This window comes from Burkholderia sp. LMU1-1-1.1, assembly GCF_040675865.1.
Classification (GTDB): Bacteria; Pseudomonadota; Gammaproteobacteria; order Burkholderiales; family Burkholderiaceae_D; genus Rugamonas.
Map to the genome: position 1 here is coordinate 365718 of NZ_JBEGHG010000012.1, position 25098 is coordinate 390815.

Consider the following 25098-nt stretch of genomic DNA (forward strand, 5'->3'; position numbering starts at 1 on the left):
ATTTGTGAATAGTTTTTGACGCGAATTGGCATCCCATGTATAATCAGCGGTTCCCCGATCACCACGCATGCAGTTCCGCTGGCGGCGGAGGGAATTTTCTTAACATTTGATGAGGTTTCAAATCATGTACGCGGTCATAAAAACCGGTGGCAAACAATACAAAGTTGTCGCTGGCGAAAAACTTAAAGTAGAACAGATACCGGCAGACATTGGTTCCGAACTCACCATCGATCAGGTCCTCGCCGTTGGCGAAGGCGAAAGCATCAAGTTTGGTGCTCCCCTGGTTGAGGGTGCAAAGGTACTGGTTACTGTTGTGGCACACGGTCGTCACGATAAAGTGAAGATTTTCAAGATGCGTCGTCGTAAGCACTACCAGAAGCATCAAGGCCATCGCCAAAATTACACCGAAATCCAAATCGTATCGATCAACGGTTAATTCCGTTTGCCCGAGAATTAGTATCCAAGGAGTCTTAAATGGCACACAAAAAAGGCGGCGGCACAACGCGTAACGGTCGTGACTCAGAGTCAAAGCGTCTGGGCGTAAAAGTCTACGGCGGTCAATCGATCAATGCTGGCGGCATCATCATTCGTCAACGCGGCACCCCGGTGCGCGCTGGTGAAGGTGTCGGCATGGGCAAAGACCACACCCTGTTCGCTCTGGTGGACGGCAAGGTCAAGTTCGTAGTCAAGGGCGAAGGTTCGAAGCAATTCGTGACCGTCGTACCAAACGCTCCAGCAGCTGCAGTACCAGCGTAAATCACGCTCACGGCCAGGCGCCCCGCGCCCGGCCGTCCCCTTGTAAGGCGCGAGCCTTCAATCGAAAGGCTCTGCCCACGGTAGGGCCTTTTTAGTTTTATGGCGGTACATCATGAAGTTTATCGACGAAGCAAAAATTGAAGTGATCGGTGGTGACGGCGGCAATGGTTGTGCCTCGTTTTGCCGTGAAAAATTCCGCCCGTTCGGCGGCCCTGACGGCGGCGACGGCGGCAAGGGTGGCTCGATCTGGGCCGTAGCGGACCGTAACATCAACACCTTGGTCGATTTCCGCTTCTCCAAGATGCACCGCGGCAAAGACGGCGAACCTGGCCGTGGCGCCGATTGCTACGGCAAGGGCGCGGACGACATCCACCTGCGCATGCCGGTCGGCACCCTGATCATCGACGACGCCTCGGGCGAAATCCTGGCCGATCTGACCGAACACGGCCAGATGGAACTGCTGGCCAAGGGCGGCGAGGGCGGCTGGGGCAACATCCACTTCAAGACCTCGACCAACCGCGCGCCGCGTCAAAAGACCGAGGGCAAGGAAGGCGAACGCCGCGAAATCCGCCTGGAACTGAAGGTGCTGGCCGACGTCGGCTTGCTGGGCATGCCGAACGCCGGCAAGTCGACCTTTATTTCGGCCGTGTCGAACGCCCGTCCGAAGATCGCCGACTACCCGTTCACCACCTTGCACCCGAACCTGGGCGTGGTCCGTGTCTCGCACGAGAAGAGCTTTGTGATCGCCGACATTCCCGGCTTGATCGAAGGCGCTTCCGAGGGCGCCGGCCTGGGTCACCAGTTCCTGCGCCACCTGCAGCGTACCGGCCTGCTGCTGCACATCGTCGACCTGGCGCCGTTCGAGACCAACGTCGATCCGGTCAAGGAAGCCAAGGCCCTGGTCAACGAACTGAAAAAGTACGACGAGTCGCTGGTCGACAAGCCGCGCTGGCTGGTGCTGAACAAGCTCGATATGGTGCCGGAAGAGGATCGCAAGAAAACCGTCAAGGATTTCGTCAAGAAGTTCGGCTGGAAGGGTCCCGTGTTCGAGATCTCCGCGCTGAGCCACGACGGCACCCAGGAACTGGTCAACGCGATCCAGATGCACCTCGAGGAAAAGCGCCATTCCGAACAACGTTCGGAAGAAACGCAGATGACGGAGGAAGCGCGCGGCATTTCCTCGATCGATCCGGACGATCCCCGTTTTAAAATTCTCGATTAAGCACGACTAGTCCTCGATAAAAATCCGCATCACCGGCATAATCAGCTATTCGCTGGTTATGCTTTCCACAACAGCGCCGTCCCGCATCCCGGGACGGGCGTCTGCCGCGGCAAGAACGGGTCATCCACCCGGCCCTTCACAGCACTCAGCAATGTACGTCCTGGCTCGCGCCGGGGATCCGGACTCACGTCCCGCATGTAACAAGACTGTTATGAGACTGTCGCACCCATGAATTCCGTCATACAAAAAGCCACGCGCATCATCATCAAGGTAGGATCGTCTTTAGTCACCAACGACGGCCGCGGCCTCGACCACGCCGCCATCGCGCGCTGGGCCGCGCAGATCGCCGCCCTGCGCGCCATGGGCAAGCAGGTGGTGCTGGTGAGCTCCGGCGCCATCGCCGAAGGCATGCTGCGTTTGGGCTTCGAGCAGCGCCCCACCGATATCCACGAACTGCAGGCCTGCGCCGCCGTCGGCCAGATGGGACTCGCGCAAATCTACGAGACCAGTTTCCGCGCGCACGAACTGCGCACCGCGCAGGTGCTGCTGACGCACGCCGACCTGGCCGACCGCGAACGTTATCTGAACGCGCGGTCGACCCTGACCACCTTGCTGCGCCTGGGCGTGGTCCCGATCATCAACGAGAACGACACGGTCGTCACCGACGAAATCAAATTCGGCGACAACGATACCTTGGGCGCGCTGGTGGCGAACCTGATCGAGGCCGACGCGCTGATCATCCTGACCGACCAGAAGGGGTTGTATAGCGCCGACCCGCGCAAGGACCCGGCGGCGGTGCTGATCCAGCAGGGCCGCGCGGGCGACCTGGCGCTGGAGGCGATGGCCGGCGGCGCCGGCAGCAGTTTGGGGCGCGGCGGCATGCTGACCAAGATCCTGGCCGCCAAGCGGGCCGCCAAGTCGGGCGCGCACACGGTGATCGCTTATGGGCGCGAGGATAATGTGCTGGAGCGCCTGGCTGGTGGGGAGTCCATTGGCACGGAGCTGGCGGCGCAGACCGGGCATCTGACGGCGCGCAAGCAGTGGATGGCCGATCATCTGCATACGGCGGGGCAGGTGGTGCTGGACGCGGGCGCGGTGCAGAAGCTGACCGGCGAGGGCAAGTCGCTGCTGCCGATCGGCGTGGTGGAGGTGAAGGGGGAGTTCGGACGCGGCGCGGTGATCACGTGCGTGAACGAGAGCGGCTTGCCGGTGGCGCGCGGACTGTCCAATTACACCAGCGCGGAGACGCGGCGCATCATGCGCAAGCCGTCGAGCGAGATCGAGGCGATCCTCGGCTTCGTGGAGGGGCGCGAGTTGATCCACCGGGACAACCTGGTGCTGGTGTAACGGCTGGATAGCGGCGGGTAGCGATGTGTGCCTCCAGATTACTTTGCTGGTGCGGGCCGTTATCGTTTATAGGCCATCCGGCATCGGCGTCTTTTGGCGGTAGTCGCACAGGTCCTGCTGGATGCAGTTCCAGCATTCCGGCTTGCGCGCCTTGCAGGTGTAACGTCCGTGCAGGATCAGCCAATGGTGCGCATCCTGTAAAAACTCCTTCGGCACGAACCGCAACAGCTTTTGCTCGACGATGTCGACATTCTTCCCAGGCGCCAGGCCGGTGCGGTTCGACACGCGGAAGATATGCGTGTCCACCGCCATCGTCGGCTCGCCGAACGCGGTGTTCATCACCACATTCGCGGTCTTGCGGCCCACGCCCGGCAACGCCTCCAGCGATTCGCGGTCGTGCGGCACTTCGCCGCCGTGCCGCTCCAGCAGTATCCGGCAGGTGGCGATGACGTTCTTGGCCTTGGTCTTGTACAGGCCTATGGTCTGGATATAGGACTTCAACTCTTCCTCGCCCAATTCCAGAATCTTCGCCGGCGTGTTCGCGACCGGGTACAGCCTGCGCGTGGCCTTGTTGACGCCGACGTCGGTGGCCTGCGCCGACAGCAGCACGGCGATCAGCAATTCAAAGGGCGTTGTGTATTCGAGTTCGGTCTTGGGACTGGGATTGGCGGCGCGGAAGCGCTCGAACATTTCTTGGCGTTTGGCTGGATTCATTCAGGCGGGTTTCCATCTACAGGCTTGGCGTCGGCGGCCGCGCGCGCGGCTTCCTCTTTTTTCAGGCGCGCGCGTTCCATCGCGGCGGCGATGATGGCGCGCTTGCGTTCCTTCTCGGCGGCGTCGGCGTCGGTGGCCGGGTCGAGCGCTTCGACCGCCGCCATCTTGGCGCTGGCCTTGGCCGCGAGGCGGGCGTCGTTCTCGTCCTTCTCGCGCTTGAGGCGCATGGCGCGGAAGTCGTGCCGTTCGCGCGCGGCGTCGGCGTCGGCCTGGCTCCATGCGGCCCAGCCGGTGGTCTCGGTGACCGGATACATGACGATGCAGTCGACCGGGCAGGGATGGACGCACAAGTCGCAGCCGGTGCACAGGTCCGGCACGACCGTGTGCATCAACTTGGCCGCGCCGACGATGGCGTCCACCGGGCAGGCCTGGATGCACAAGGTGCAGCCGATGCACAGCGCTTCGTCGATGTAGGCGACCGCGCGCGGGCGCTCGACGCCGTTGACGGGATTGAGCGGGATGACCTTGCGGCCGGTGACGGCCGACAGCCGGACGATGCCCTCGGCGCCGCCGGGCGGGCATTGGTTGATGTCGGCCGCGCCGGCGGCGATCGCCTCGGCATACGGACGGCAACCGTCATAGCCGCATTTGGTGCATTGCGTCTGCGGCAGAGCGTCTTCGATGCGGTCGGCGAGTGTTTTAGTGGTGGGCACGGCGGTGAATGGCGCGGGAAAGCGATAGGGCGATAAAGCGCCATTATCCGATATCTGCGCCGGCCGGGCCGAAAAACCTTACCGCCGGCGCTGTCGCGGCAAAAAAAATCCCTGCGCAGGGCAGGGATCTTGTCGGGTTTGCCGATTAACCGTGTTTTTGGATGAACTCGGTGATCTTCGGGCAGACCATTTCGCGCCAGCGGCGGCCCGAGAAGATGCCGTAGTGGCCGGCGCCAGGGGCGACGTAATCCTGCTGCATCTCGGCCGGGATGCCGGTGCACAGGTCGTGCGCCGCTTGCGTCTGGCCGGCGCCGGAGATGTCGTCCAGCTCGCCCTCGACGGTGAACAGCGCGACCGTGGTGATGTCCTGTGGACGCACCAGCTTGCCGCCGACCTTCCACGTGCCCATCGGCAGCGCGAAGTCCTGGAACACCGTCTTGATCGTGTCCAGATAGTATTCGGCGGGCATGTCGAGCACGGCGTTGTACTCGTCGTAGAACTTGCGGTGGCTTTCCGCCGGCTCGTCGTCGCCTTCAACCAGATGGCTGTAGAACTCGCGGTGGCTTTGCGCGTGGCGGCCGGGATTCATGGCGATGAAGCCGGCGTGCTGCAGGAAGCCCGGATAGACCTTGCGGCCGAAGCCCGGATAGTTCGGCGGCACCGCGTAGATGACGGTGTTCTCGAACCACGAGAACTTCTTTTCGGTGGCCAGGTTGTTGACCGCCGTCGGCGAACGGCGCGGGTCGATCGGGCCGCCCATCATCGTCATCGTCTTCGGCAGCTTGGGGTCCTTGTCGGTGGCCATCAGCGCGATGGCCGCCAGCACCGGCACCGTCGGCTGGCACACCGAGATCACGTGCAGGTCCGGTCCCAGCAGGCGGATGAAGTCCTGCACATAATAGATGTAGTCGTCCAGGTGGAACGGCCCCTCCGACACCGGCACCATGCGGGCGTCCGTCCAGTCGGTGATGTAGACGTCGTGGTCGACCAGCAGGCCGCGCACGGTGTCGCGCAGCAGGGTCGAGTGGTGGCCCGACAGCGGCGCCACCAGCAGCACGGTCGGCTGCTTCAGCGCCTTGGTGCGCTTGTCGTCCAGGTCTTTCTTGAAGTGGATCAGGCGGCAGAACGCTTTGTTGACCACGACCTGTTCGATGATGCCGATCGTCTCGCCGTGGATGACGGTCGAGTCGATCTCGAACGCCGGCTTTTCGTAGTCCTTGCCGAGCCGGTACATCAGTTCGTAACCGGCGGCGATCCGTTGCGAAAACGGCGTGTGCGCCAGCGGCGAGACCGGATTGGTCAGGATTTTGGACGTCGCGTCCGCCCATTGCATCAGGGGCGAAAGGAGGGTGCGTTGCATTTCGTGCAGTTGGTAGAGCATAGGTCTTCCCGGTCAAAGCGTGGTGCGGTGCACCAATACATCACATCATAAGCCAATTATAGAGTATTTGTTTGTGGCGCCAAGCATTTCTAGATACCTCCAAGAAAGCGTGTCTTCCGTACGCAATACGCCACTGGCCAGATAATAGTACCGCCGAACCCATAAAAAAAGCAGCGTTTCCGCTGCTTTTGTGTAGGACACCACCCTACGCACCACCTTGCCGTTGTTTCCGTGGCGCGCAACCGGCTTTAATCGAAGACCGGGGTCTCGACGCCGAGCACCTTGTGCAGTTTCGGCGACGTCGTGGTGTACTGCATGTGGATCTTCTTGTCGGGGAAGATGTACGGCGCGGCGCCGAACGCGGCCAGCGCCGCCTCGTGGAAGCCCGACAGGATCAGCTTTTTCTTGCCCGGATAGGTGTTGATGTCGCCCACCGCGAAGATGCCCGGGACGTTGGTCTCGAACTTCTCGGTGTTTTGCACCTTCAGTTGGCGGCGCTCGATGTCCAGGCCCCATTCGGCGATCGGGCCGAGTTTCGGCGACAGGCCGAAGAACACCAGCAGCATGTCGAGCGGCACGCGGCGGGTCACGCCGTCGGCGCCGGTGACCTTGAGCTCGCTCAGTTTGTCGTCCTTGGCCTCGAAACCGGTGGCCTGGCCAATGATGAGCTGCATCTCGTAGTCGTCGCACAAGGCTTTCATCTTGGCGACCGACGCCGGCGCGGCGCGGAAATCTTCGCGGCGATGCAGCAAAACGACCGATTCGGCCTTGCCGACGAAGTTCAGGGCCCAGTCCAGCGCGGAGTCGCCGCCGCCGCAGATGACGATGTTCTTGCCTTCGAAGATGGCCGGGTCCTTGACCTTGTAGTGCAGCTGCGAGCCTTCGAACACTTCGATGCCGTCGACCTTCAGGGTGCGCGCCTGGAACGAGCCGACGCCGGCGGCGATGAAGATGGTCTTGGTGGTGAAACGGGTGCCGGCGCTGGTTTCGACGTCGAAACGGCCGTCGTCGCGGCGCTCGACCTTGGTCACTTCCTGGCCCAGGTGGAAGGTCGGCTCGAACGGCTCGATCTGCTTGAGCAGGTTGTCGGTCAATTCCTGGCCGGTGCACGACGGCACGGCCGGGATGTCGTAGATCGGCTTGTCCGGATACAGTTCCACGCACTGTCCGCCCACCGCGCCCAGCGAATCGATGACGTGGGCTTTGATTTCCAGCAGGCCCAGTTCGAAGACCTGGAACAGGCCGACCGGGCCGGCGCCAATGATGACGGCATCGGCTTCGATGACGCCTGGAGGGGTGACAGTGCTATTCATTCGTATATTCCTGTGATTTCAATGGTGGTTGGGCGAACACAAGGCTGTGCGGCGCTCGACTTGGCGCCCGCGGATGACGCTGCCCGGTGCTGCCCGGCCAGACAAACTCGTCTTAGCGTACCAGCAGGTGCAGTTTTTCTTTGACGTCCTTGAACTCGTCGGCTTCCGGCAACGGCGCGATGGTCTTGGTGATCGAAGGCCAGTGGCGCGCGAGATCGACATTGATCTTGATGAATTGCTGCTGGTCGCCGGGGACGTCTTCCTCGGCGAAAATGGCGTTGACCGGGCACTCGGCCACGCACACGGCGCAGTCGATGCACTCGTCCGGATCGATGGCGAGGAAGTTCGGGCCTTGGCGGAAACAATCTACCGGGCAAACATCGACGCAGTCCGTATAACGGCAGCTGATGCAAGATTCGGTGACAACGTGGGTCATAACAGTCCTATCAATGTTGGTGTGCAGCGGCGTCGGCGGCGGTGGGATGGCCCGGCTAACCTCAGCAAAGCACTGTATTTTAAGGTAATTCGCTATTTCTCACAAATTGCGCTTATATACAATACATATAAGCAAATGCGTAAGCGCCCCCGTGGACTAGCGTGACGCCGGGCCAACTGGCATCATGTCGGCTTTGTTGATTTATCGAGGAAGCCGCATGGCGGACATTAACATCGTTCAGGAACACAACCTTGCGCCGGAGCAGGCCCGCGCGGCGGCGCAACAGGTGGCCGACAAACTGGCCGAACAATTCGAGCTGGAATGCCGCTGGGACGGCGACGTGCTGCGCTTCGAACGCAGCGGCGTCGACGGCACCCTGACCCTGGAGCCCACCCGGGCGCGGCTGCAAATCGCCCTCGGCTTCCTATTCAGCGCGTTTTCGTCGCAGATCGAGGGCAAGGTGGCCGACAAGATGCGCACGGTGTTCGCCGCGCCTTGATGGTGGGTTGTGGGCGTGTTGTTTTTGGGTAATGTAAATTACAAATAAGAATTATTTGTGTATAATTTACATGATTCAACCTGCCCAAAGGACACCAGCCCATGCCTACCCGGTTCGCCCACGGCGCCATCGCCGCCGCCATCGCCGCGCTGTTCAGCGGTTCCGCCAGCGCCGCCTCGATCGACCTATTGACGCTGAACCGCGTCGGCAGCGCCACCATGGCCGGCGGCGATCTGCAACTGACGCGCAACAGCGGCTCGGCCGGCGCGGGCTGGCTCACGCAGACCATCCCGACCACCGAATCGTTCAGCGCCACGTTCTCGTTTTCCCTGCTGGGCAACGGCTTCAACGGCAAGATGGCCGACGGCATCGCGCTGGTGTTCCAGAACCAGGGCGACAACGTGGTCGGCAACGGCGGCGGCGACCTCGGTTATTGGAACATCGGCGGTTCGGGCGCCAGCGCGGTCGGCTCGATCATCCGGAGCTGGGACAACAACGCGGTCGGCCTGAGCACCAACGGCGTGGTCCAGGGCGTCAAGAGCGCCGGCTTCAACCTGGGCGCGGCCAATTACGTGACCGGCACCGAGACCGTGACCTACAACGCGCTCACGCACGAACTGACGATGGGCGGCACGCTGATCGACCATTCGACCGGCCTGAGCTACGCGGTCAGCGACGCCGCCAGCGTCGACCTGAACGTCAAGTATGGCGGCGCGATGTATATCGGCTTCACCGGCGGCACCGGCGGCAGCTACGCCGACCAGCGCATCACCGGGTTCAGCGTCTCGGCGGTGCCGGAGCCGGCCACGTACGCGATGCTGATGGGCGGGCTGGGCCTGGTGGGATGGGCCAGCCGCCGCAAGCGGCGCTAAAAAAAATCCCCGCGAGGGGATTTTTTTTGTCCGTACGGCCGGCGGGCTTACTTCAGGTCTTCGATCAGGTCGATGTACTGCTGCTTGGCCTCGTCGGCGCTGGTGCCCTTGAGCGCGGCCCAGGCGTCGAACTTGGCGCGGCCGACCATGTCGGTGAAACCCGGACGCTCGCCGGTGGCGTCGCCCGACGACGCTTGCTTGAACAGCGCGTAGATCTTCAGCAGGGTCATGTTGTCGGGACGTTCCGGCAGGTTCTTCGAGTCCGCCTGGGCTTGTTCAAATTGCTCTTGTAAGCTCATTTACATCTCCTTGGTATGGTGGCTGGTGAATATGTCCCATCATACCCGGCGCGGCGCCGAAAGCCGCTAGAGGGCATCCTCAAAAACGGCGTCCCCAAAACAGAACGGCGGCCATGGCAGGTCGGGGACCTGGCCATGGGCCGCCGTTTCCGGTGCCCTCGCGGGCACGAACACAGCCTGCTAGCGAAGATTACTTTTTCTTGGTCGGGTTGACAGCCGACTTCAGGGTCGCGCCGGCCGAGAATTTCGGGGTCTTCGACGCGGCGATCTTGATCGCTTCGCCGGTTGCAGGATTGCGGCCTTTGCGTGCGGCGCGTTTGGCGACGGAGAAGGTGCCGAAGCCGGTGATGCCAACCGTGTCGCCTTTTTTCAGACGCTCAGTCACGATCGCGATCAGAGTGTTCACCGCACCGTTGGCGGCGGCAGCAGACATCTCCGTGCGTTTCGCAAATTCTGCAATCAATTCGCCTTTTTTCATTACTACCTCCTTGGTTATTAGAGCGCGCAGATTAGCATAAATATTGTCAAATGTAATGGTTTCTGTACGAAGTAGGCCTTACAGTAGTTGCCGTGCCACGCTGCGGCGCAATAAAACCCTTGTATTTAAAGGGCTTACGCGATCCTGACAGACCCGCATCCGGTGAAAAAAAGGTTTATGATGGAGCGACTAAGGACGTGAACATGAGCTTTTCGGACGAGACACTGATTGCCTACACGGTCGGCGAACTGGACGACGCGACCCGTCGCGCCGTCGAGGACGCGATGCGGCGCGACAGCAGCATCGCCCGCCGCGTGGCGCGCTTGCGCGCCGGGCGCGACGGCGTGTTCGCCGAGCAGCCGCCGTCCGGCGCGACGATGCGCTCGCAGGCCAAGGTGGTGCAGCTGGCGGCGGTGCGGGCGCAGCGCGTGGCCACGCAGCAGGCCGCGCGCAAGGCGGTCAGGCGGCATCTGGGCTGGCGCGAGTGGAGCGCGCTGGGCGCGGTCCTGGTGGTGGGGCTGGCGGTCGGCAAGTTCGGCCTGGCGCACTGGCAGCCGGCGTGGCTGGCCGATCCGGCCAAGGCGCCGACCACCGTCATCAGCCGCAACGGCATGCTGGTGGCGCAGGGCAGGCTCGACGCCGTCCTGAGCCAGCAGATGGGCGGCGCCGCGCCGTCCGAGGGCGATGTGCGGGTCGGGCTGAGTTTTCTGTCGAACGAGGGTGGCTATTGCCGCACCTTCACGGTGGTGGGACTGAGCCAGGATCTGGTGGGGGTGGCGTGCCGCGTCAGCGCGGAGTGGCGGATACCGGTGATGGTGCAGAATGTGCGGCCGTCGGCGCAGATGACCGCGTACCGGATGGCGGGCACGGAGATGCCGGCGGCGGTGCTGGAGGCGATCGACCAGCGCATCGTCGGCGGCATGCTCGATACGCGCGCAGAGTTCGAGGCCCTGCGGCGCAATTGGCAGCGTTAAAGCTTAGACGCCCAGCAGTTCCACGTCGAAAATCAACGTGGCGTTCGGCGGAATCACGCCGCCGGCGCCGCGCGAGCCGTAGCCCAGTTCCGCCGGGATGATCAACTGGCGCGCGCCGCCGATCTTCATGCCTTGCACGCCTTCATCCCAACCGCGGATGACCATGCCGGCGCCCAGCGCGAATTCGAACGGGTCGTTGCGGTCTTTGCTCGAGTCGAATTTCGGGCCCTTGGTGCCGTCGTCGTTGCGCAGCCAGCCGGTGTAGTGGACGGTGACGTTCTGGCCGGCTTTGGCCTCATCGCCCTCGCCAACGGTCAGTTCGATGTACTGCAGGCCCGATTCGGTCGTGATGGTGGTCATGGTTATTCCTTCTAGATTCGTTGAACACAGCCGACAATTGTAGCAGGGCGTTGTGGTTCAGCCGCCGCGCTTCATTACGGATAGGAATAATTGTCCGCTTTTACCTTGTGACGGCCCGGTTTGCACGTAAAATAAACGTTTAGTCCTTCTAAGCGATTTCTTCATGCTCCGCAGTGTCCGCCGTCTGGTTTTCTCCTGTGTTTGCGCCGCGATTGCCATCGGCAGCGCGCAGGCCAATGTTGTCGTTGTGCTCAACTCGCGTGATGCTACCGTGCAGTTGCTGGACCAGAGCACCTACAAGGACCTGTCGACCTTCCCGGTCGGCAAGGAGCCGCACCACCTGATGGCGACGCCGGACAACAAGTCGCTGATCGTCGCCAGCTCGGTCGGCAACGAATTGATCTTCCTCGATCCGAAGAGCGGCCAGATCCAGCGCACCGTCAAGGACATCCTCGACCCGTACCAGATCGGCTTTTCGCCGGACCAGAAATGGTTCGTGTCGGCCTCGCTGCGGCTGGACCGCGTCGACCTGTACCGCTACGACGGCGCCAACATGACCTTGAGCAAGCGCATCCCGCTGGCCAAGCTGCCGAGCCACATGGCCTTCAACGCCGCCAGCAACATGGTCTTCATCACGCAGCAGGGCAGCGACCAGGTCAGCGCCATCGACCTGGTCACGCAGACCGTCAAGTGGACGCTGCCGGTCGGTAAGCTGCCGGCCGGTATCGCGATGACGCCGGACGACAAGTATCTGCTGGTGGGCATCATGGGCAGCGACTACGTCGAGGTGATCGACTGGAAGGCGCAGAAAACCGTCAAGCGCATCAAGACCGGGCAGGGCGCGCACAACTTCCGTTCGGCCGGCGACGGCCGTTATACCTATGTGTCGAACCGTGTTTCCAATTCGATCAACGTGATTGATCAAAAGACATTGGAAAACGTCGGCCAGATCAACGTGCCGGGCGGCCCGGACTGCATGGAAGTGACGGCCGACGGCAAGACCATGTGGGTCACCTTGCGCTGGATCAAAAAAGTCGCGGTGATCGACCTGGCCACGCGCAAGCTGGTCAAGACGATACCGGTGGGGCGCTCGCCGCACGGCGTGTTCTTCTTCAACTCCGCACAACGCTAATGAAACGCCCCACCGCGAGGGTCAGTGCCGACATTCGGACACGAGCTCGTGTCCGAATGTCGGCACTGACCCCGGGGTGGGGGTGGTTGGCCGCGCTGGCGGTAGGGACGGCCGTTCCGGCCTTCGCGGCGGCGCCGGGCGCCTGCAAGGGCACCCTCTACCTGACCTTCGACACCGGCAGCCAGTCGCAGGCCGAACTGATCGCCGAGACGCTCAAGCGCCACAACATCAAGGCCACCTTCTTCCTCGCCAACGAGAAAACCGTGCGCGGCGACTATTCGCTCGATCCGGCGTGGGCGGCGTACTGGAAGGCGCGCGTGGCCGAGGGCCATGCGATCGGCTCGCACACCTTCGATCACGACGTGCTGGTCAAGGACGGCGGCGCCGGCTTCAAGGTCAAGCCCGGCTTCGGCGCCTCGGCCGGCAAGATCCGCACGCTGACGCCGGCTCAATATTGCGGGGAAATCAAGCGGGTCGACCAGCGTTTCGTCGAGCTGACCGGCAAACACCTCGATCCGATCTGGCGCGCGCCGGCCGGGCGCACCTCGCCCGGCACCCTGGCGGCGGCCAAGGCCTGCGGCTACGCGCATGTCGGCTGGGCGCCGGCCGGCTTCTCCGGCGATGAGCTGTCGAGCACGGCCTACCCGAATGCGGTATTGTTGCAGAAGTCGTTGAGGGATTTGCGTGACGGCGATATTTTCGTCGCGCACATGGGCATCTGGTCGCGCAAGGACCCGTGGGCGCCGGCCAACCTGGAGCCCCTGATCAGCGGCCTGGAGCAAAAAGGCTTTTGCTTCGCCACGTTGCGCGAGCACCCTGATTACAAAACTTCTTTCACATCGCACCATTAAATGATCCAACTACTTTCAGACTGGCTGGGCCTGGCCCAGGGCTGGTTGTTCGAGACGGTGATCCAGCCGTTGGTGTTCCAGCTCGGTTTCGGCGAATTCATCGAGGAAGCCTTCGAGGGCACCGAGTGGCTGCTGATCGGCGTGCTGGAGCTGACCCTGCTGTTCCTGGTGCTGCGTCCGCTCGAGGCGATGATCCCGGTCCACAAGTTCACCGATCCGCGCGCCCGCTGGAACGACTTCATCTACACGGTGCTGCACCGGATCGGCCTGTTCCCGATACTGGTCTTCTTCACGCTCGACCCGCTGCTCGACAGCGTGGCCGGCATGCTGCGCTTCGAGAGCTTCCAGCCGTTCAACCTGGAGTCGCTGTGGCCGGGCATCAGCCCCTTGGGCGCCTTCCTGGTCTACTTCGTCGTGCTCGATTTCTTCGACTACTGGTATCACCGGGCCTCGCACCATTTCAACTGGTGGTGGGCGCTGCACGGCCTGCACCACAGCCAGCAGAACATGAACCTGTGGAGCGACAACCGCAACCACCTGCTCGACGACATGCTGCGCGACGTCTACATGGGCGTGCTGGCGCTGGGCATCGGCGTCGAACCGTCGCAATACGTGATGCTGGTGTCGGTGTCGCGCATCCTGCAAAGCCTGCAGCACGCCAACGTGCGCATCCACTTCGGCAAGGTCGGCGAGTGGCTGCTGGTGTCGCCGCGCTACCACCGCATGCACCACGCGATCGGCGTCGGCCACGAGTCGAACGGCAAGGGCACCCTGGGCGGCTGCAATTTCGCGGTGCTGCTGCCGATCTGGGACATCATCTTCCGCACCGCCAATTTCACGCCGCAATTCGTCGCCACCGGCATCCGCGACCAGTTGCCGCAGGCGGAGGCGGGCGGCGTCGTCAAGCCGGGCCGCGAATACGGCCGGGGCTTCTTCTCGCAGCATTGGCTGGCGCTCAAGCGCATGGTCGAGTACGCGCGCAAGGATACCGTCTGATGGCGGGCGGATTCCCCGCGGTGGCGCGCGCCTGGGGCCGCGCCTTCGCCTCGCAATGGCACGGCAAGCTGCTGTTGATGAGCCTGGCGCCCTTCCTGCTGGCGGTCGGCGTGTGGGCGGTGCTGCTGTACCTGGGCCTGCAGCCGCTGATCGATTTCGTCCACGCCACGTTCTCGCAATATGGCGTGTTCAGCTACAGCGGCAGCTTCCTGAGCTCGCTCGGCCTTGGCGCTTTGAAAACAGTCGTTGTGCCGTTGATAGCGATGCTGCTGTTGCTACCGCTGATGATACTGACGGCGCTGATCTTCATCGGCGTCATCGCCATGCCGGTGATCCTGCGCCACATCGGCGCCCGCCACTATCCGCAACTGGAGCAGCGCAACGGCGGCAGCGTGCTCGGCAGTGTCGGCGTGGCGCTGGGCGGCATGGCCGCCTTCATCGGCCTGTGGTTGCTGACCTTGCCGCTGTACGTGTTCCCGCCGCTGGCCGTGTTCGTGCAGGCGCTGCTGTGGGGCTGGCTGACCAGCCGCATGATGGTCTACGACGTGCTGGCCGACTACGCCAGCGCCGACGAGCGCCGCCAGCTGTTGGCCGAGCACCGTTGGCCGCTGATCGCCATCGGCGTGGTGTCCGGCGCGGCCGGGGCCCTGCCGGGCGCGATCTGGCTGGGCGGCGTGATGGCGGTGGTATTCTTCCCCTTCCTGGCAGCCGCGTCGATCTGGCTGTATGTGCTGGTGTTTATCTTCACCGCGTTGTGGTTCGCCTATTATTGCCTCGAAGCGCTGGCGCGCATGCGCGCCGCCGAGGCCATGAAGGCCGAGCCGGCGCCGGCGGAATTTTAAGAAAACGGAACTCATCATGGCGATCGGACTCATCATCATCGGCGACGAAATCCTGTCCGGCAGGCGCGTCGACCAGCATTTCCCGAAAGTGGTGCAAATGCTGGCCGCGCGCGGCCTGCAGCTGGCGTGGGCGGAAATCCTGGCCGACGACCCGGCGCGCATCACGGCCACGCTCCAGCGCACCTTCGCCAGCGACGACATCGTGTTTTGCTGCGGCGGCATCGGCGCCACGCCGGACGACCACACCCGGCTGGCCGCCGCCGACGCGCTGGGCCTGCCGCTGGTGCTGCACGAGCAGGGCAAGATCAACATCCAGCAGCGCATCGTGCAGATGGGGCAGGAGGCCGGCCACGAGGTCGATTTGAACTCGGCCGAGAACCTGCACCGCCTCAAGATGGCCGAGTTCGCGCAGGGCGCGGCGCTGATCCCCAACCCCTACAACAACATCGCCGGCTTCGCGCTGCACAAGCATTACTTCGTGCCGGGCTTCCCGGTGATGGCCTGGCCGATGATCGAGTGGGTGCTCGACCACCATTACGCCGACCTGTTCAACCGCGAGCCGCACCTGGAGCAGTCGGTGCTGGTGTACGAGACGGCCGAATCGGCGCTGACGCCGCTGATGGTGGAGATCGAGGCCCGCTATCCGCGCGTGAAGGTGTTCAGCCTGCCGAGCGTGGGCGACGCCAACACCCGCCGCCACATCGAGCTCGGCGTCAAAGGCGAACCGGCCCAGACGCTCGACGCGTTCGGGCACATGTGCGCGGAACTCAAGAAGCTCAATGTAGAGTTCAACAACATTTAATGCGCGCCAGTATCGGGTGATGTCGCGCCGCTATCGCTCGATAGCGCTTCGACATCGCCGCGCCGCCGGACCCTCCCGCGCGCACTCGCCACATGGTTGTCACTTAACGGTCACATGCATTCACGGCGTTCCTCCATAGGGGAGAAACGCCGTTGTTTTTTTGCGAAAAATAAACTACGGTTGCAAATTATTGTGCGTCATCACCGGTCGCCACCACGCCGATGTGGTGCAATGGTGACTAGTAGGTTTTACTGAAACAGCTGACCGGTTTGAATCATATGTTAAGCAATCGTCGTTTCCGCCGGCCCCTAGTTCGCGCAGTGCGCAAGTTGCGCGCAGGCGCGGCAGCACTAGGCTATCGTCGCACCCGGCATCTTCATGTCGTGCCGCCCCTTACCCCTGAAGAAACCGAGGCGCATCTGGCGCAGGCGCAGATGGACGCGCCGCCGCCGGGCGAGCCCACCAAGAGCAAGCGGTCGCGCAACGCCCTGATCCTGGTGCTGCTGGTCGGCGCCTCGTTCGCGGTGTACTGGGGCGTGCACGAGAGCCGCACCTCGACCATGCAGGCGCGCATCTTCACCGACCTGGCCGGCAAGATGACGTACAAGGTGCAGCCGGGTCCGAGCAATGCGATCCGCTTCCCGCACGACAGCCCGTACGACGAGCGGCTCGGCTACGCCAGCCTGCCCGACTACCTGGCCAAGCTGAGGACGCGCGACTACCAGGTCAGCGCGCAGGCCCGCATTTCGCCGAAGATGGCCGAACTGGCCGACATGGGCATCTTCCCCACGTACCACGAGAAGACCAAGACCGGCCTGACGATCTACGACTGCCGCGCGCAGGAACTGTTCGCCGCCAGCTATCCGGAACGCATCTACAACAAGTTCGAGCAGGCGCCGCTGGCGCTGGTCTACAGCCTGCTGTACATCGAGAACCGCGAACTGCTCGACAACAAATACCCGAAACGCAATCCGGCCGTCGAATGGGACCGCCTGGGCAAGGCCGTCATCGAGAAAAGCGTCAACGCGGTGGCCGGCGGCCACCGCGCGGCCGGCGGCAGCACCTTGGCCACGCAGATCGAGAAATACCGCCACTCGCCGGAGGGCCGCACCGGCTCGATGAAGGACAAGCTGCAACAGATGGTCTCGGCCAGCCTGCGCTCCTACCAGGACGGGCCGGACACGACCAAGGCGCGGCGCCGCATCGTCATCGATTACCTGAACACGGTGCCGCTGTCGGCCAAGCCCGGCTACGGCGAGGTCAACGGCATCGGCGACGGCATGTGGGTGTGGTACGGCCGCGAGTTCGCCGATGTCAACCGCCGCCTCAGTGGCAATCTCGACAATCCCGATCCCGAGACCGCGCTGGTCTACAAGGAAGCGCTCAGCCTGATGATCGCGCAGCGCCGTCCGAGCCACTACCTGGGCGACGGCGCCGACGACCTCGAAGTGCTGGCCGACAGCCACCTGCGCGTGCTGGCGCAGGAGGGCATCATCACGGCGGCGATGCGCGACGTCGCGCTCAAGCAGCCGCTGCATCCGGCCAAGGGCAACGGCCTGCAGGCGGCGCCGGAGATGACCTTTGTCACGCGCAAGGCCTCGAACGCGATCCGCAACCACCTGGCCAACCTGCTGGGCGACAACCGCATGTACAACCTCGACCGTCTTGACCTGAACGTGGTCAGCACGCTCGACGCGCAGGCGCAGATGGCGGTCACGCAGGTGCTGCGCGACCTGCGCGACCCCGAGCGCGCGGCCGCCGCCGGCCTGACCGGCAAGGGCATGCTGGGCAATGGCGATCCCGCCAACGTGGTGTACAGCTTCACGTTGCTGGAAAAGGGCGCGGACAACAACCTGCTGCGCCTGCAGACCGACAACTACGACCAGCCGCTCGACATCAACGAGGGCGCCAAGCTCGATCTCGGTTCGACCGCCAAGCTGCGCACCCTGGTGACCTATCTGGACATCATCGACCAGCTCAACAAGAAGTACAAGGGCATGAACGCCGAAACGCTGACCATGATCCCGGTCGATCCGCAGGACAAGCTGTCGCTGTGGGCGATCGACTACCTGAAGTCGCATCCGGTCGGCAGCGCCGAGCGCGAGATCACGCCGATGCTGAACGCGGCCATGGAGCGCAAATACTCGGGCAATCCGGGCGAGGGCTTCTTCACCGGCGGCGGCCTGCATTACTTCGGCAACTTCTCGAAGGAAGACAACGGCAAGATCCTCACCGTCACCGAGGCGCTGCGCCGCTCGACCAACCTGGTGTTCGTGCGCCTGATGCGCGACGTCGCCAAGTTCTACATGTTCCAGACGCCGGGCTCGTCGGCCTCGCTGCTGGCCGACGCCGACGATCCGCGCCGCGCCGTCTACCTGGCGCGCTTCGCCGACAAGGAAGGCAAGGAGTTCCTGAACCGCTTCTACGCCAAGTACAAGGGCAAGCCGGCGGCCGATCTGGACAAGATCCTGCTGGCCAACATCCGCAGCACGCCGACGCGGCTGGCGGTGATCCACCGCACCGTGTATCCGACCGCGAGTGTCAAACAGTTCGGCGACTTCCTGCACGAGTACCTGCCGTCGCAGAACGAGGTGTCGGACGAGCGCGTCGAGAAGCTGTACGATCAGTACGCGATCGACAAGTGGTCGCTGCCGGACCGCGGCTACCTGGCCAGCATCCACCCGCTGGAGCTGTGGATGGCGGCGTACATGCGCGTGCATCCGAAGGCGACCCTGTCGCAGATGACGGCGGCCAGCGAGAAGGAACGCCAGGAAGTCTATTCGTGGCTGTTCAAGACGCACCGCAAGCACGCGCAGGACCGCCGCATCGCCGGCCTGATCGAGGTCGAAGGCTTCATGGAGATCCACAAGCAGTGGAAGAAGATGGGCTATCCGTTCGAATCGCTGGTGCCGTCGTACGCGACGACCCTGGGCGCGTCGGCCGACCGTCCGGCGGCGCTGGCGGAGATGATGGGGATTATCGTCAACGGCGGCGTGCGCAAGAGCAGCCAGCGGATCTCGTCGCTGCACTTCGCCAAGGGCACGCCGTATGAGACGGTGGTGAGCAAGGCCAAGCCGACGACCAACGAGCAGGTGCTGTCGCCGGAGGTGGCGCGCGTGGTGGCCGACGCCATCCGTGGCGTGGTGTCGGACGGTACGGCCAAGCGCGCGCGCATGGCGTTCGTGCAGTCGGACGGCACGGTGCTGCCGGTGGGCGGCAAGACAGGTACCGGCGACCAGCGCTTCGACGTGTATGGCGGCGGCGGACGGTTGATCGAATCGCGTTATGTGAACCGGTCGGCGACGTTCGTGTTCAATATCGGCGAGCGCTTCTTCGGCAGCATGACGGCGTATGTGCACGGGCCGGAATCGAAGAACTACGACTTCACCAGCGCGTTGCCGGTGCAGTTGCTGGTGGTGCTGGCGCCGAGTCTGATGCCGTTGATCGAACCGAATCCGGTGGCGAAGCCGGGGACGGTGCCGCCGCCGGTGGTGGTGAAGACCGGTGGCGTGCCCGAAACTGCGGCGGCGCGACCGTTGCAAGCCTGCGGCGGTTGATTTTCACCCGCACGGCGATCCGCAGGGGTCGTACCCGGCAGGGTACGACCCCGGTTGGCCTTACGGGTTAAGGCGCCGATCGATCCACTAGCGTCCGTATTCCCCTTGCATAATTGCTCATTTGTTGGCATGGTATCAGCCCATGAAACCAATGCGCCACCACATGTCCAAAATCCTCAAGTTCACGCAATTCTCGGTGCGGGACTTGTTCGTCGCCTCGGCCCCCACCATCGCGCTGATCGTCGGCGTCTGCCTGCTGGCCTACTGGCTGGTCGATCCCGCCCCGCCGCGCAGCGTGCGCCTGGCCACCGGCCAGGAAAATAGCGCCTACGAGGAATTCGGCAAGAAATACGCCGCCGCCCTCGCCAAGCACGGCGTCAAGGTCACGCTGGTCCCCTCGGCCGGCTCCGGCGAAAACCTGCGCCGCCTGCGCGCCGGCGAGGTCGACATCGCCTTCGTCCAAAGCGGCTCCACCAACGAGGAAGTGGCCGAGCGCGAAGGCCTGTCGTCGCTGGGCAGCCTGTTCGTCGAACCGCTGTGGCTGTTCCTGCGCGAGACCAAGGGCCAGCCGCCGATCACCCAGCTCAGTCAACTAAAAGGCAAGAAGATCAACTTCGGTCCCAAAGGCGCGGGCGCGCCGCGCCTGTTCCGCCAGGTGCTGTCGCTCAACGGCCTGGAGAAGGAAGACGTCGAACGCTACTCCCTGGCCAACACGCCGGCCACGGTGGAACTGCTCGAAGGCCGCATCGACGGCCTGGTGTTCACCTCGGCGCCGGAAGCGCCGCTGATCCAGATGCTGCTGCAAACGCCGGGCATCAAGCTGTTCAACTTCAGCCAGGCCGAGGCTTACGCGCGCAAGCTGCCGTTCCTCACGCACGTGGTGCTGCCGCAAGGGATCGTCGATCTGGGGCGCGATATTCCGGCGGAGGATTACAACCTCATCGCGCCGACCGCCACCCTGGTGGCGCGCGACGACCTGCATCCGGCGCTGGTCGATTTGTTCGTGCAGGCGGCCAGCGGCATCCACAACGGCGCCGGCTGGTTCCAGCAGCAGGGGCAGTTCCCGTCCGCCAAGTACACCGAGATCCCGGTCGACGCGGAGGCGGCCAAGTTCTACAAGAACGGCCCGCCGCTGCTGCAGCGTTATATGACGTTCTGGCTGGCCAACTTCTTCGACCGCATGTGGGTGGTGGTGCTGGCGCTGAGCGCCTTGATTATTCCGTTGTCGCGGATTATTCCGCCGCTGTACGTGTGGCGCATCCGTTCGCGCGTGTACCGCTGGTACGGGCAATTGCGCACGGTGGAGCAGCAGGTCGAGAGCGCGCCGGAGGCGACGCGCATGCAGGTGTACGAGGCGCAGCTCAAGCGGCTCGACGAGATCGAGGAGCTGGTCAACCAGATCTCGATTCCGCTGTCGTTCGCCGATGGCTTGTACGGCTTGCGCAGCCACATCCAGTTCGTGCGCAAGCGGATACAGTTTTTGATGGGGGAGGGCGCGCCGGCGGCGACGCAGGCGGTGCCCGTTTAACCCGTCTTAAAAGTCACGCGCCGGTCCACGGCAGGCCTGCCTTGCACCAGCCGCCGATATTCCTGCGGTGGTGGTGCTCGTCCTTGTCGCCCTCGAAGCCTTCAAGGATGTCGTAGCAATGCTGGTAGCCGTGCTCGGTGGCCAGCTTGGCCGCACCACGCGAGCGCACGCCCGAGCGGCACAGGAACAACAACACCTGATCCTTGCGCGCCACCGAGTTCAATTGCTCGATGAATTCATGATTGGCGATGCCGCCGGGATAAATGCTCCACTGGACCGCACCATGTTGGGCTTCCGGAATGGCCACCCGGCCGACCCAGTCGCGCTCGGCATTGGTGCGCACGTCGACCAGCTTGACGGCGTTGTCGGCGCTGATCAGTTCATACGCCTCCTGCGGCGTGACCGCGCCGGCATAGGGCCAGTCCTTGCTGCGCCCACGGGCCACGGCCAGGATCTCGTCTATTTTACTCATGGGATGTCCCTCCAAATAAGATTGAGTTTATTATAGGCGTCCTGTGCACGTCGGAGACAATGGCGCACCAAAGCCGTGCAATTTTCCGCGATAAATGAAAATTGCACGATAACGGTGCGGTTTGAAAAATTCGCACCAAGTTGGTGCCGCATTGATCCGTTGTAAATAGTGGCATTTTGGTGCTCCGCCCGGTTTTAGTCTCTTTTGTCGGCGAGTTCCAAGACGCTATGAACATATCGTTATGAGTTTCAGGCTGGCATAGATACTGCTTATATAGAGCGCACCAGTTATACACATTCCTTTAGGAGATACGCATGGCAATGACAGCCGCAGAAGTCTTGAAAATGGTCCAGGAAAACGAAGTCAAATTCGTTGATTTCCGTTTCGCCGATACCCGTGGTAAAGAACAGCACGTCACCGTGCCTGTGTCGCACTTCGACATCGACAAGTTCGAATCGGGTCACGCATTCGACGGTTCCTCGATCGCCGGCTGGAAGGGCATTGAAGCATCGGACATGATTCTGCTGCCAGATCCAAACACCGCGAACATCGATCCGTTCATGGAAGAGACCACGCTGTTCATGCAGTGCGACGTTATCGAACCGTCGGACGGCAAGGGCTACGACCGCGACCCGCGCTCGATCGCCAAGCGCGCTGAAGCCTACCTGAAATCGTCGGGCATGGGCGACACCGCCTACTTCGGTCCGGAACCAGAATTCTTCATCTTCGACAGCGTGCGCTGGAAGATCGACATGTCCGGCTGCTTCGTCAAGATCGATTCCGACGAAGCGTCGTGGTCGACCGACAAGGAAATCGAAGGCGGCAACAGCGGCCACCGTCCGACCGTCAAGGGCGGCTACTTCCCGGTCCCACCAGTGGACAGCTTCCAGGACATGCGTTCGGAAATGTGCCTGATCCTCGAATCGCTGGGCATCCCGGTCGAAGTGCACCACCACGAAGTGGCCGGCGCCGGCCAGAACGAAATCGGCACCAAGTTCTCGACCCTGGTCGAGCGCGCCGACTGGACCCAGAACCTGAAATACGTGGTCTGGAACGTGGCCCACAGCTACGGCAAAACCGCCACCTTCATGCCGAAACCTATCGTTGGCGACAACGGTTCGGGCATGCACGTGCACCAGTCGATCTGGAAGGACGGCGTCAACCTGTTCGCCGGCGACGGCTATGCCGGCCTGTCGGAAACCGCGCTGTACTACATCGGCGGCATCATCAAGCACGCCAAGGCGCTGAACGCGATCACCAACCCGGGCACCAACTCGTACAAGCGTCTGGTTCCAGGCTTCGAAGCGCCGGTCAAACTGGCGTACTCGGCCCGTAACCGTTCGGCTTCGATCCGTATTCCACACGTGGCCAATCCAAAAGGCCGCCGTATCGAAACCCGTTTCCCTGATCCACTGGCAAACGTGTACCTGTGCTTCGCCGCGCTGCTGATGGCCGGTCTGGACGGTATCGCCAACAAGATCCATCCGGGCGAGGCCGCATCGAAAGATCTGTACCACCTGCCGCCGGAAGAAGACGCGCTGATCCCGACCGTGTGCTCGTCGCTGGAAGAGGCATTGGACAACCTGAACAAAGACCGCGAGTTCCTGACCCGTGGCGGCGTGTTCAGCGATTCGATGATCGACGCGTACATCGAACTGAAAATGCAGGACGTCCAACGCATGCGCATGACGACCCACCCGGCCGAGTTCGACATGTACTACTCGCTGTAATTGCAACGCATCGGCCTGCCGATGCTGCAGTGAAGCAAAATCGGTGAAGCAAAAAACGCGGGGGGAGCCATGGCTTTCCCCGCGTTTTTGTTTGGATGTTGTATATTCAGGATGGAGCTTTCCACCCATGGATTACGGATGACAATGAGTTTCAAAAGATGCGGTTTCGCCAATGTTGGCGCCATGTTTGCGTTGGCGCTGGCCGCCGGCGGCGCCGCGCGGGCGCAGGGCGTGATCTACAAATGCACGCCGCCCAACGGCAGCACCGAATACACCGACGTTTATCGCGGTAACTATTGCAAGGCGATGGACTTGCCGGGCCTGGCGATTCCGGCGCCGTCCCGGCGGCAGGGCGCGCCGGCGCGCGCGGCCCCGGCGACGCCGGCGGCGGCCGCCGCCACGCCGGGGGATTTCCCGCGCGTCGACAGCGCCGAGCAGCGCGCGCGCGACGCCGACCGCCGCGCGATACTGGAAGACGAGCTGAAAAACGAAACGCAGAAGCTGACCGAGTTGCGCAGGGAGTTCAACGGCGGCGAGCCGGAACGGCGCGGCGACGAACGCAACTACGCGAAATACCAGGAACGGGTGGCCGCGATGCGCGACAGCATCAGCCGCTCGGAAAAGAATGTCGAAGCCTTGAAACGTGAGATCGCGAATATCCGATGAGCATAGTAAGTAATATCGCCGCGCGCGCCGTGGCCGCCATGAACCGTCCTCCGGCGCTGGCCGGCCTCGAACTGCTGGCCTCGGCCGTGGTGCTGCTCGACGGCGAGGGCCACATCGCCTACGCCAACGCGGCCGCCGAGAACCTGCTGGAAAGTTCGTTGAAGGCGCTGTCGCGCCAGAAGCTGACAACGCAGTTCCTCAACCCCGAGGAGCTCGATCACATCTGCGCCCAGGCGCGCGAGCACAAGTTCTCCGACCTGCGCCAGGATTTGACGCTGGAGCGGGCCGGACGCGATCCGCTGCACGTGCACAGCATCGTCTCGGCGCTCGACGATCCGGTCGACCACATCCTGATCGAATTGCGCGAGCACCTGCAGCACCTCAAGCTCGACCGCGAGGAGCGCATCCTCGACCAGAGCCAGGTCAACAAGGAATTGATCCGCAACCTGGCGCACGAGATCAAGAATCCGCTCGGCGGCATCCGTGGCGCCGCCCAGCTGCTGGAGATGGAACTGCCGGCGCTGCACGCGGTGCAGCTGCGCGAATACACGCAGGTCATCATCAAGGAGGCCGACCGCCTGCAAACCCTGGTCGACCGCCTGCTGGCGCCGCACCGCCGGCCGCACATCGTCGGCGACGTCAACATCCACGAAGTGCTCGAGCGCGTGCGCAGCCTGATGCTGGCCGAATTCCCGTCCGGCCTGACGATCTTGCGCGACTACGACGCCTCCATCCCCGAGTTCCGCGGCGACAAGGAGCAGCTGATCCAGACCGTGCTCAACATCGCCCACAACGCCGCGCAAGCGCTCGCTTCACAAATCGAGGCGGGCGATGCGCAGATCATTTTGAAGACCCGCGTGGCGCGTCAGATGACCCTGGCCAAGGTTCGCTACGGGCTGGCATTAGACTTGCATATCATTGACAATGGACCGGGCATCGCACCCCAGATCCGCGACCGCATTTTCTACCCGCTGGTGTCGGGCAGGGAGGGCGGCAGCGGCCTCGGATTGACGTTGGCGCAAACCTTTGTGCAGCAGCACATGGGCGTGATCGAGTGCGAGAGCCGGCCTGGATATACGGATTTCCGTATCCTGCTGCCGTTGCCATAAGCCGTGGCAAGCAGGGGCGGGTACCGAGTCCCTTGATTGACGATCCATA

At 63.0% G+C, this 25098-nt stretch carries 26 protein-coding genes; 17 read left to right on the forward strand and 9 right to left on the reverse strand.

What is annotated here, in order from left to right:
- Positions 1-124 precede the first annotated feature (124 nt).
- The 4 genes from rplU to proB all read left to right on the forward strand — a co-directional run bounded on the left by rplU (position 125) and on the right by proB (position 3325).
- Positions 125-436, forward strand: coding sequence for a 50S ribosomal protein L21 (gene rplU / locus MRBLMU1_RS13500; RefSeq protein WP_008445658.1), 312 nt, complete (start codon positions 125-127; stop codon positions 434-436).
- 38 nt (positions 437-474) lie between these two features.
- Positions 475-756 carry a 50S ribosomal protein L27 gene (rpmA, locus tag MRBLMU1_RS13505; protein WP_090316164.1) on the forward strand — a complete coding sequence of 94 codons (282 nt, stop codon included), beginning with the start codon at positions 475-477 and terminating at the stop codon, positions 754-756.
- 112 nt (positions 757-868) lie between these two features.
- Positions 869-1978: a GTPase ObgE gene (obgE, locus tag MRBLMU1_RS13510; protein WP_363502111.1), complete on the forward strand. Its 1110-nt coding sequence runs from the start codon at positions 869-871 to the stop codon at positions 1976-1978.
- A gap of 228 nt (positions 1979-2206) precedes the next feature.
- Positions 2207-3325: a glutamate 5-kinase gene (gene proB, locus MRBLMU1_RS13515; protein ID WP_363502113.1), complete on the forward strand. Its 1119-nt coding sequence runs from the start codon at positions 2207-2209 to the stop codon at positions 3323-3325.
- A gap of 66 nt (positions 3326-3391) precedes the next feature.
- Here the strand turns inward: proB and nth are convergent, their stop codons facing one another.
- The 5 genes from nth to fdxA all read right to left on the reverse strand — a co-directional run bounded on the left by nth (position 3392) and on the right by fdxA (position 7882).
- A complete protein-coding gene (gene nth / locus MRBLMU1_RS13520) occupies positions 3392-4039 on the reverse strand; it encodes an endonuclease III (RefSeq protein WP_363502115.1) in 648 nt (215 codons plus the stop codon).
- Positions 4036-4752: an electron transport complex subunit RsxB gene (rsxB, locus tag MRBLMU1_RS13525; protein ID WP_363502117.1), complete on the reverse strand. Its 717-nt coding sequence runs from the start codon at positions 4750-4752 to the stop codon at positions 4036-4038. The genes nth and rsxB overlap by 4 nt, the downstream gene beginning before the upstream one ends.
- A 145-nt stretch (positions 4753-4897) precedes the next feature.
- Complete coding sequence (locus MRBLMU1_RS13530) at positions 4898-6133, reverse strand: polyhydroxyalkanoate depolymerase (RefSeq protein ID WP_363502119.1); 1236 nt, start codon at positions 6131-6133, stop codon at positions 4898-4900.
- 248 nt (positions 6134-6381) lie between these two features.
- On the reverse strand, positions 6382-7446 hold the full coding sequence (locus tag MRBLMU1_RS13535; protein WP_315211802.1) for an NAD(P)/FAD-dependent oxidoreductase: 1065 nt from the start codon (positions 7444-7446) through the stop codon (positions 6382-6384).
- A 112-nt stretch (positions 7447-7558) separates the two neighbouring features.
- Positions 7559-7882 carry a ferredoxin FdxA gene (fdxA, locus tag MRBLMU1_RS13540; RefSeq protein WP_090316142.1) on the reverse strand — a complete coding sequence of 108 codons (324 nt, stop codon included), beginning with the start codon at positions 7880-7882 and terminating at the stop codon, positions 7559-7561.
- 217 nt (positions 7883-8099) lie between these two features.
- On the opposite strand from fdxA, the gene MRBLMU1_RS13545 reads away from it, so the two are divergent.
- Together MRBLMU1_RS13545 and MRBLMU1_RS13550 are read left to right on the forward strand one after the other, a co-directional pair.
- A complete protein-coding gene (locus MRBLMU1_RS13545; protein ID WP_363502122.1) occupies positions 8100-8381 on the forward strand; it encodes a polyhydroxyalkanoic acid system family protein in 282 nt (93 codons plus the stop codon).
- Between the two features lie 101 nt (positions 8382-8482).
- Positions 8483-9253: a lectin-like domain-containing protein gene (locus MRBLMU1_RS13550; protein ID WP_363502124.1), complete on the forward strand. Its 771-nt coding sequence runs from the start codon at positions 8483-8485 to the stop codon at positions 9251-9253.
- Between the two features lie 47 nt (positions 9254-9300).
- On the opposite strand, the gene MRBLMU1_RS13555 is transcribed toward MRBLMU1_RS13550, so the two are convergent.
- A complete protein-coding gene (locus tag MRBLMU1_RS13555) occupies positions 9301-9552 on the reverse strand; it encodes an acyl-CoA-binding protein (RefSeq protein ID WP_363502126.1) in 252 nt (83 codons plus the stop codon).
- Between the two features lie 190 nt (positions 9553-9742).
- Positions 9743-10030, reverse strand: coding sequence for an HU family DNA-binding protein (locus MRBLMU1_RS13560; protein ID WP_090316135.1), 288 nt, complete (start codon positions 10028-10030; stop codon positions 9743-9745).
- 203 nt (positions 10031-10233) lie between these two features.
- Between MRBLMU1_RS13560 and MRBLMU1_RS13565 the strand changes: the two genes are divergently transcribed.
- Entirely contained in the window at positions 10234-11004 is a 771-nt protein-coding gene (locus tag MRBLMU1_RS13565; RefSeq protein WP_363502128.1) for a hypothetical protein, read from the forward strand.
- A gap of 3 nt (positions 11005-11007) precedes the next feature.
- On the opposite strand, the gene MRBLMU1_RS13570 is transcribed toward MRBLMU1_RS13565, so the two are convergent.
- The gene (locus MRBLMU1_RS13570) at positions 11008-11364 is read right to left on the reverse strand and encodes an FKBP-type peptidyl-prolyl cis-trans isomerase (protein WP_363502130.1); all 357 of its coding nucleotides are present in this window, start codon (positions 11362-11364) and stop codon (positions 11008-11010) included.
- 163 nt (positions 11365-11527) lie between these two features.
- Between MRBLMU1_RS13570 and MRBLMU1_RS13575 the strand changes: the two genes are divergently transcribed.
- The 7 genes from MRBLMU1_RS13575 to MRBLMU1_RS13605 all read left to right on the forward strand — a co-directional run bounded on the left by MRBLMU1_RS13575 (position 11528) and on the right by MRBLMU1_RS13605 (position 21072).
- Positions 11528-12496, forward strand: coding sequence for a cytochrome D1 domain-containing protein (locus tag MRBLMU1_RS13575; RefSeq protein WP_363502132.1), 969 nt, complete (start codon positions 11528-11530; stop codon positions 12494-12496).
- 56 nt (positions 12497-12552) lie between these two features.
- On the forward strand, positions 12553-13347 hold the full coding sequence (locus MRBLMU1_RS13580; protein WP_363502134.1) for a polysaccharide deacetylase family protein: 795 nt from the start codon (positions 12553-12555) through the stop codon (positions 13345-13347).
- A complete protein-coding gene (locus tag MRBLMU1_RS13585) occupies positions 13348-14343 on the forward strand; it encodes a sterol desaturase family protein (RefSeq protein WP_363502136.1) in 996 nt (331 codons plus the stop codon). It abuts the gene before it with no gap.
- Positions 14343-15185, forward strand: a complete 843-nt coding sequence (locus tag MRBLMU1_RS13590) for an EI24 domain-containing protein (protein WP_363502138.1) — start codon at positions 14343-14345, stop codon at positions 15183-15185. The genes MRBLMU1_RS13585 and MRBLMU1_RS13590 overlap by 1 nt, the downstream gene beginning before the upstream one ends.
- A 16-nt stretch (positions 15186-15201) precedes the next feature.
- Positions 15202-15987: a competence/damage-inducible protein A gene (locus tag MRBLMU1_RS13595; RefSeq protein ID WP_363502140.1), complete on the forward strand. Its 786-nt coding sequence runs from the start codon at positions 15202-15204 to the stop codon at positions 15985-15987.
- A 434-nt stretch (positions 15988-16421) separates the two neighbouring features.
- Complete coding sequence (locus tag MRBLMU1_RS13600; RefSeq protein WP_363502390.1) at positions 16422-19544, forward strand: transglycosylase domain-containing protein; 3123 nt, start codon at positions 16422-16424, stop codon at positions 19542-19544.
- A 163-nt stretch (positions 19545-19707) separates the two neighbouring features.
- Positions 19708-21072, forward strand: a complete 1365-nt coding sequence (locus MRBLMU1_RS13605) for a TAXI family TRAP transporter solute-binding subunit (RefSeq protein WP_363502142.1) — start codon at positions 19708-19710, stop codon at positions 21070-21072.
- Between the two features lie 13 nt (positions 21073-21085).
- Here MRBLMU1_RS13605 and MRBLMU1_RS13610 read toward each other — a convergent pair whose 3' ends face one another.
- The gene (locus tag MRBLMU1_RS13610) at positions 21086-21544 is read right to left on the reverse strand and encodes a rhodanese-like domain-containing protein (RefSeq protein ID WP_363502144.1); all 459 of its coding nucleotides are present in this window, start codon (positions 21542-21544) and stop codon (positions 21086-21088) included.
- 314 nt (positions 21545-21858) lie between these two features.
- Here MRBLMU1_RS13610 and glnA point away from each other — a divergent pair, with 314 nt between their 5' ends.
- From glnA to glnL, 3 genes are all read left to right on the forward strand, one after another.
- On the forward strand, positions 21859-23274 hold the full coding sequence (glnA, locus tag MRBLMU1_RS13615; RefSeq protein ID WP_363502146.1) for a type I glutamate--ammonia ligase: 1416 nt from the start codon (positions 21859-21861) through the stop codon (positions 23272-23274).
- Between the two features lie 138 nt (positions 23275-23412).
- Positions 23413-23940 carry a DUF4124 domain-containing protein gene (locus tag MRBLMU1_RS13620; protein WP_414646071.1) on the forward strand — a complete coding sequence of 176 codons (528 nt, stop codon included), beginning with the start codon at positions 23413-23415 and terminating at the stop codon, positions 23938-23940.
- Positions 23937-25049 carry a nitrogen regulation protein NR(II) gene (gene glnL / locus MRBLMU1_RS13625; protein WP_363502148.1) on the forward strand — a complete coding sequence of 371 codons (1113 nt, stop codon included), beginning with the start codon at positions 23937-23939 and terminating at the stop codon, positions 25047-25049. The genes MRBLMU1_RS13620 and glnL overlap by 4 nt, the downstream gene beginning before the upstream one ends.
- Positions 25050-25098: the final 49 nt, after the last annotated feature.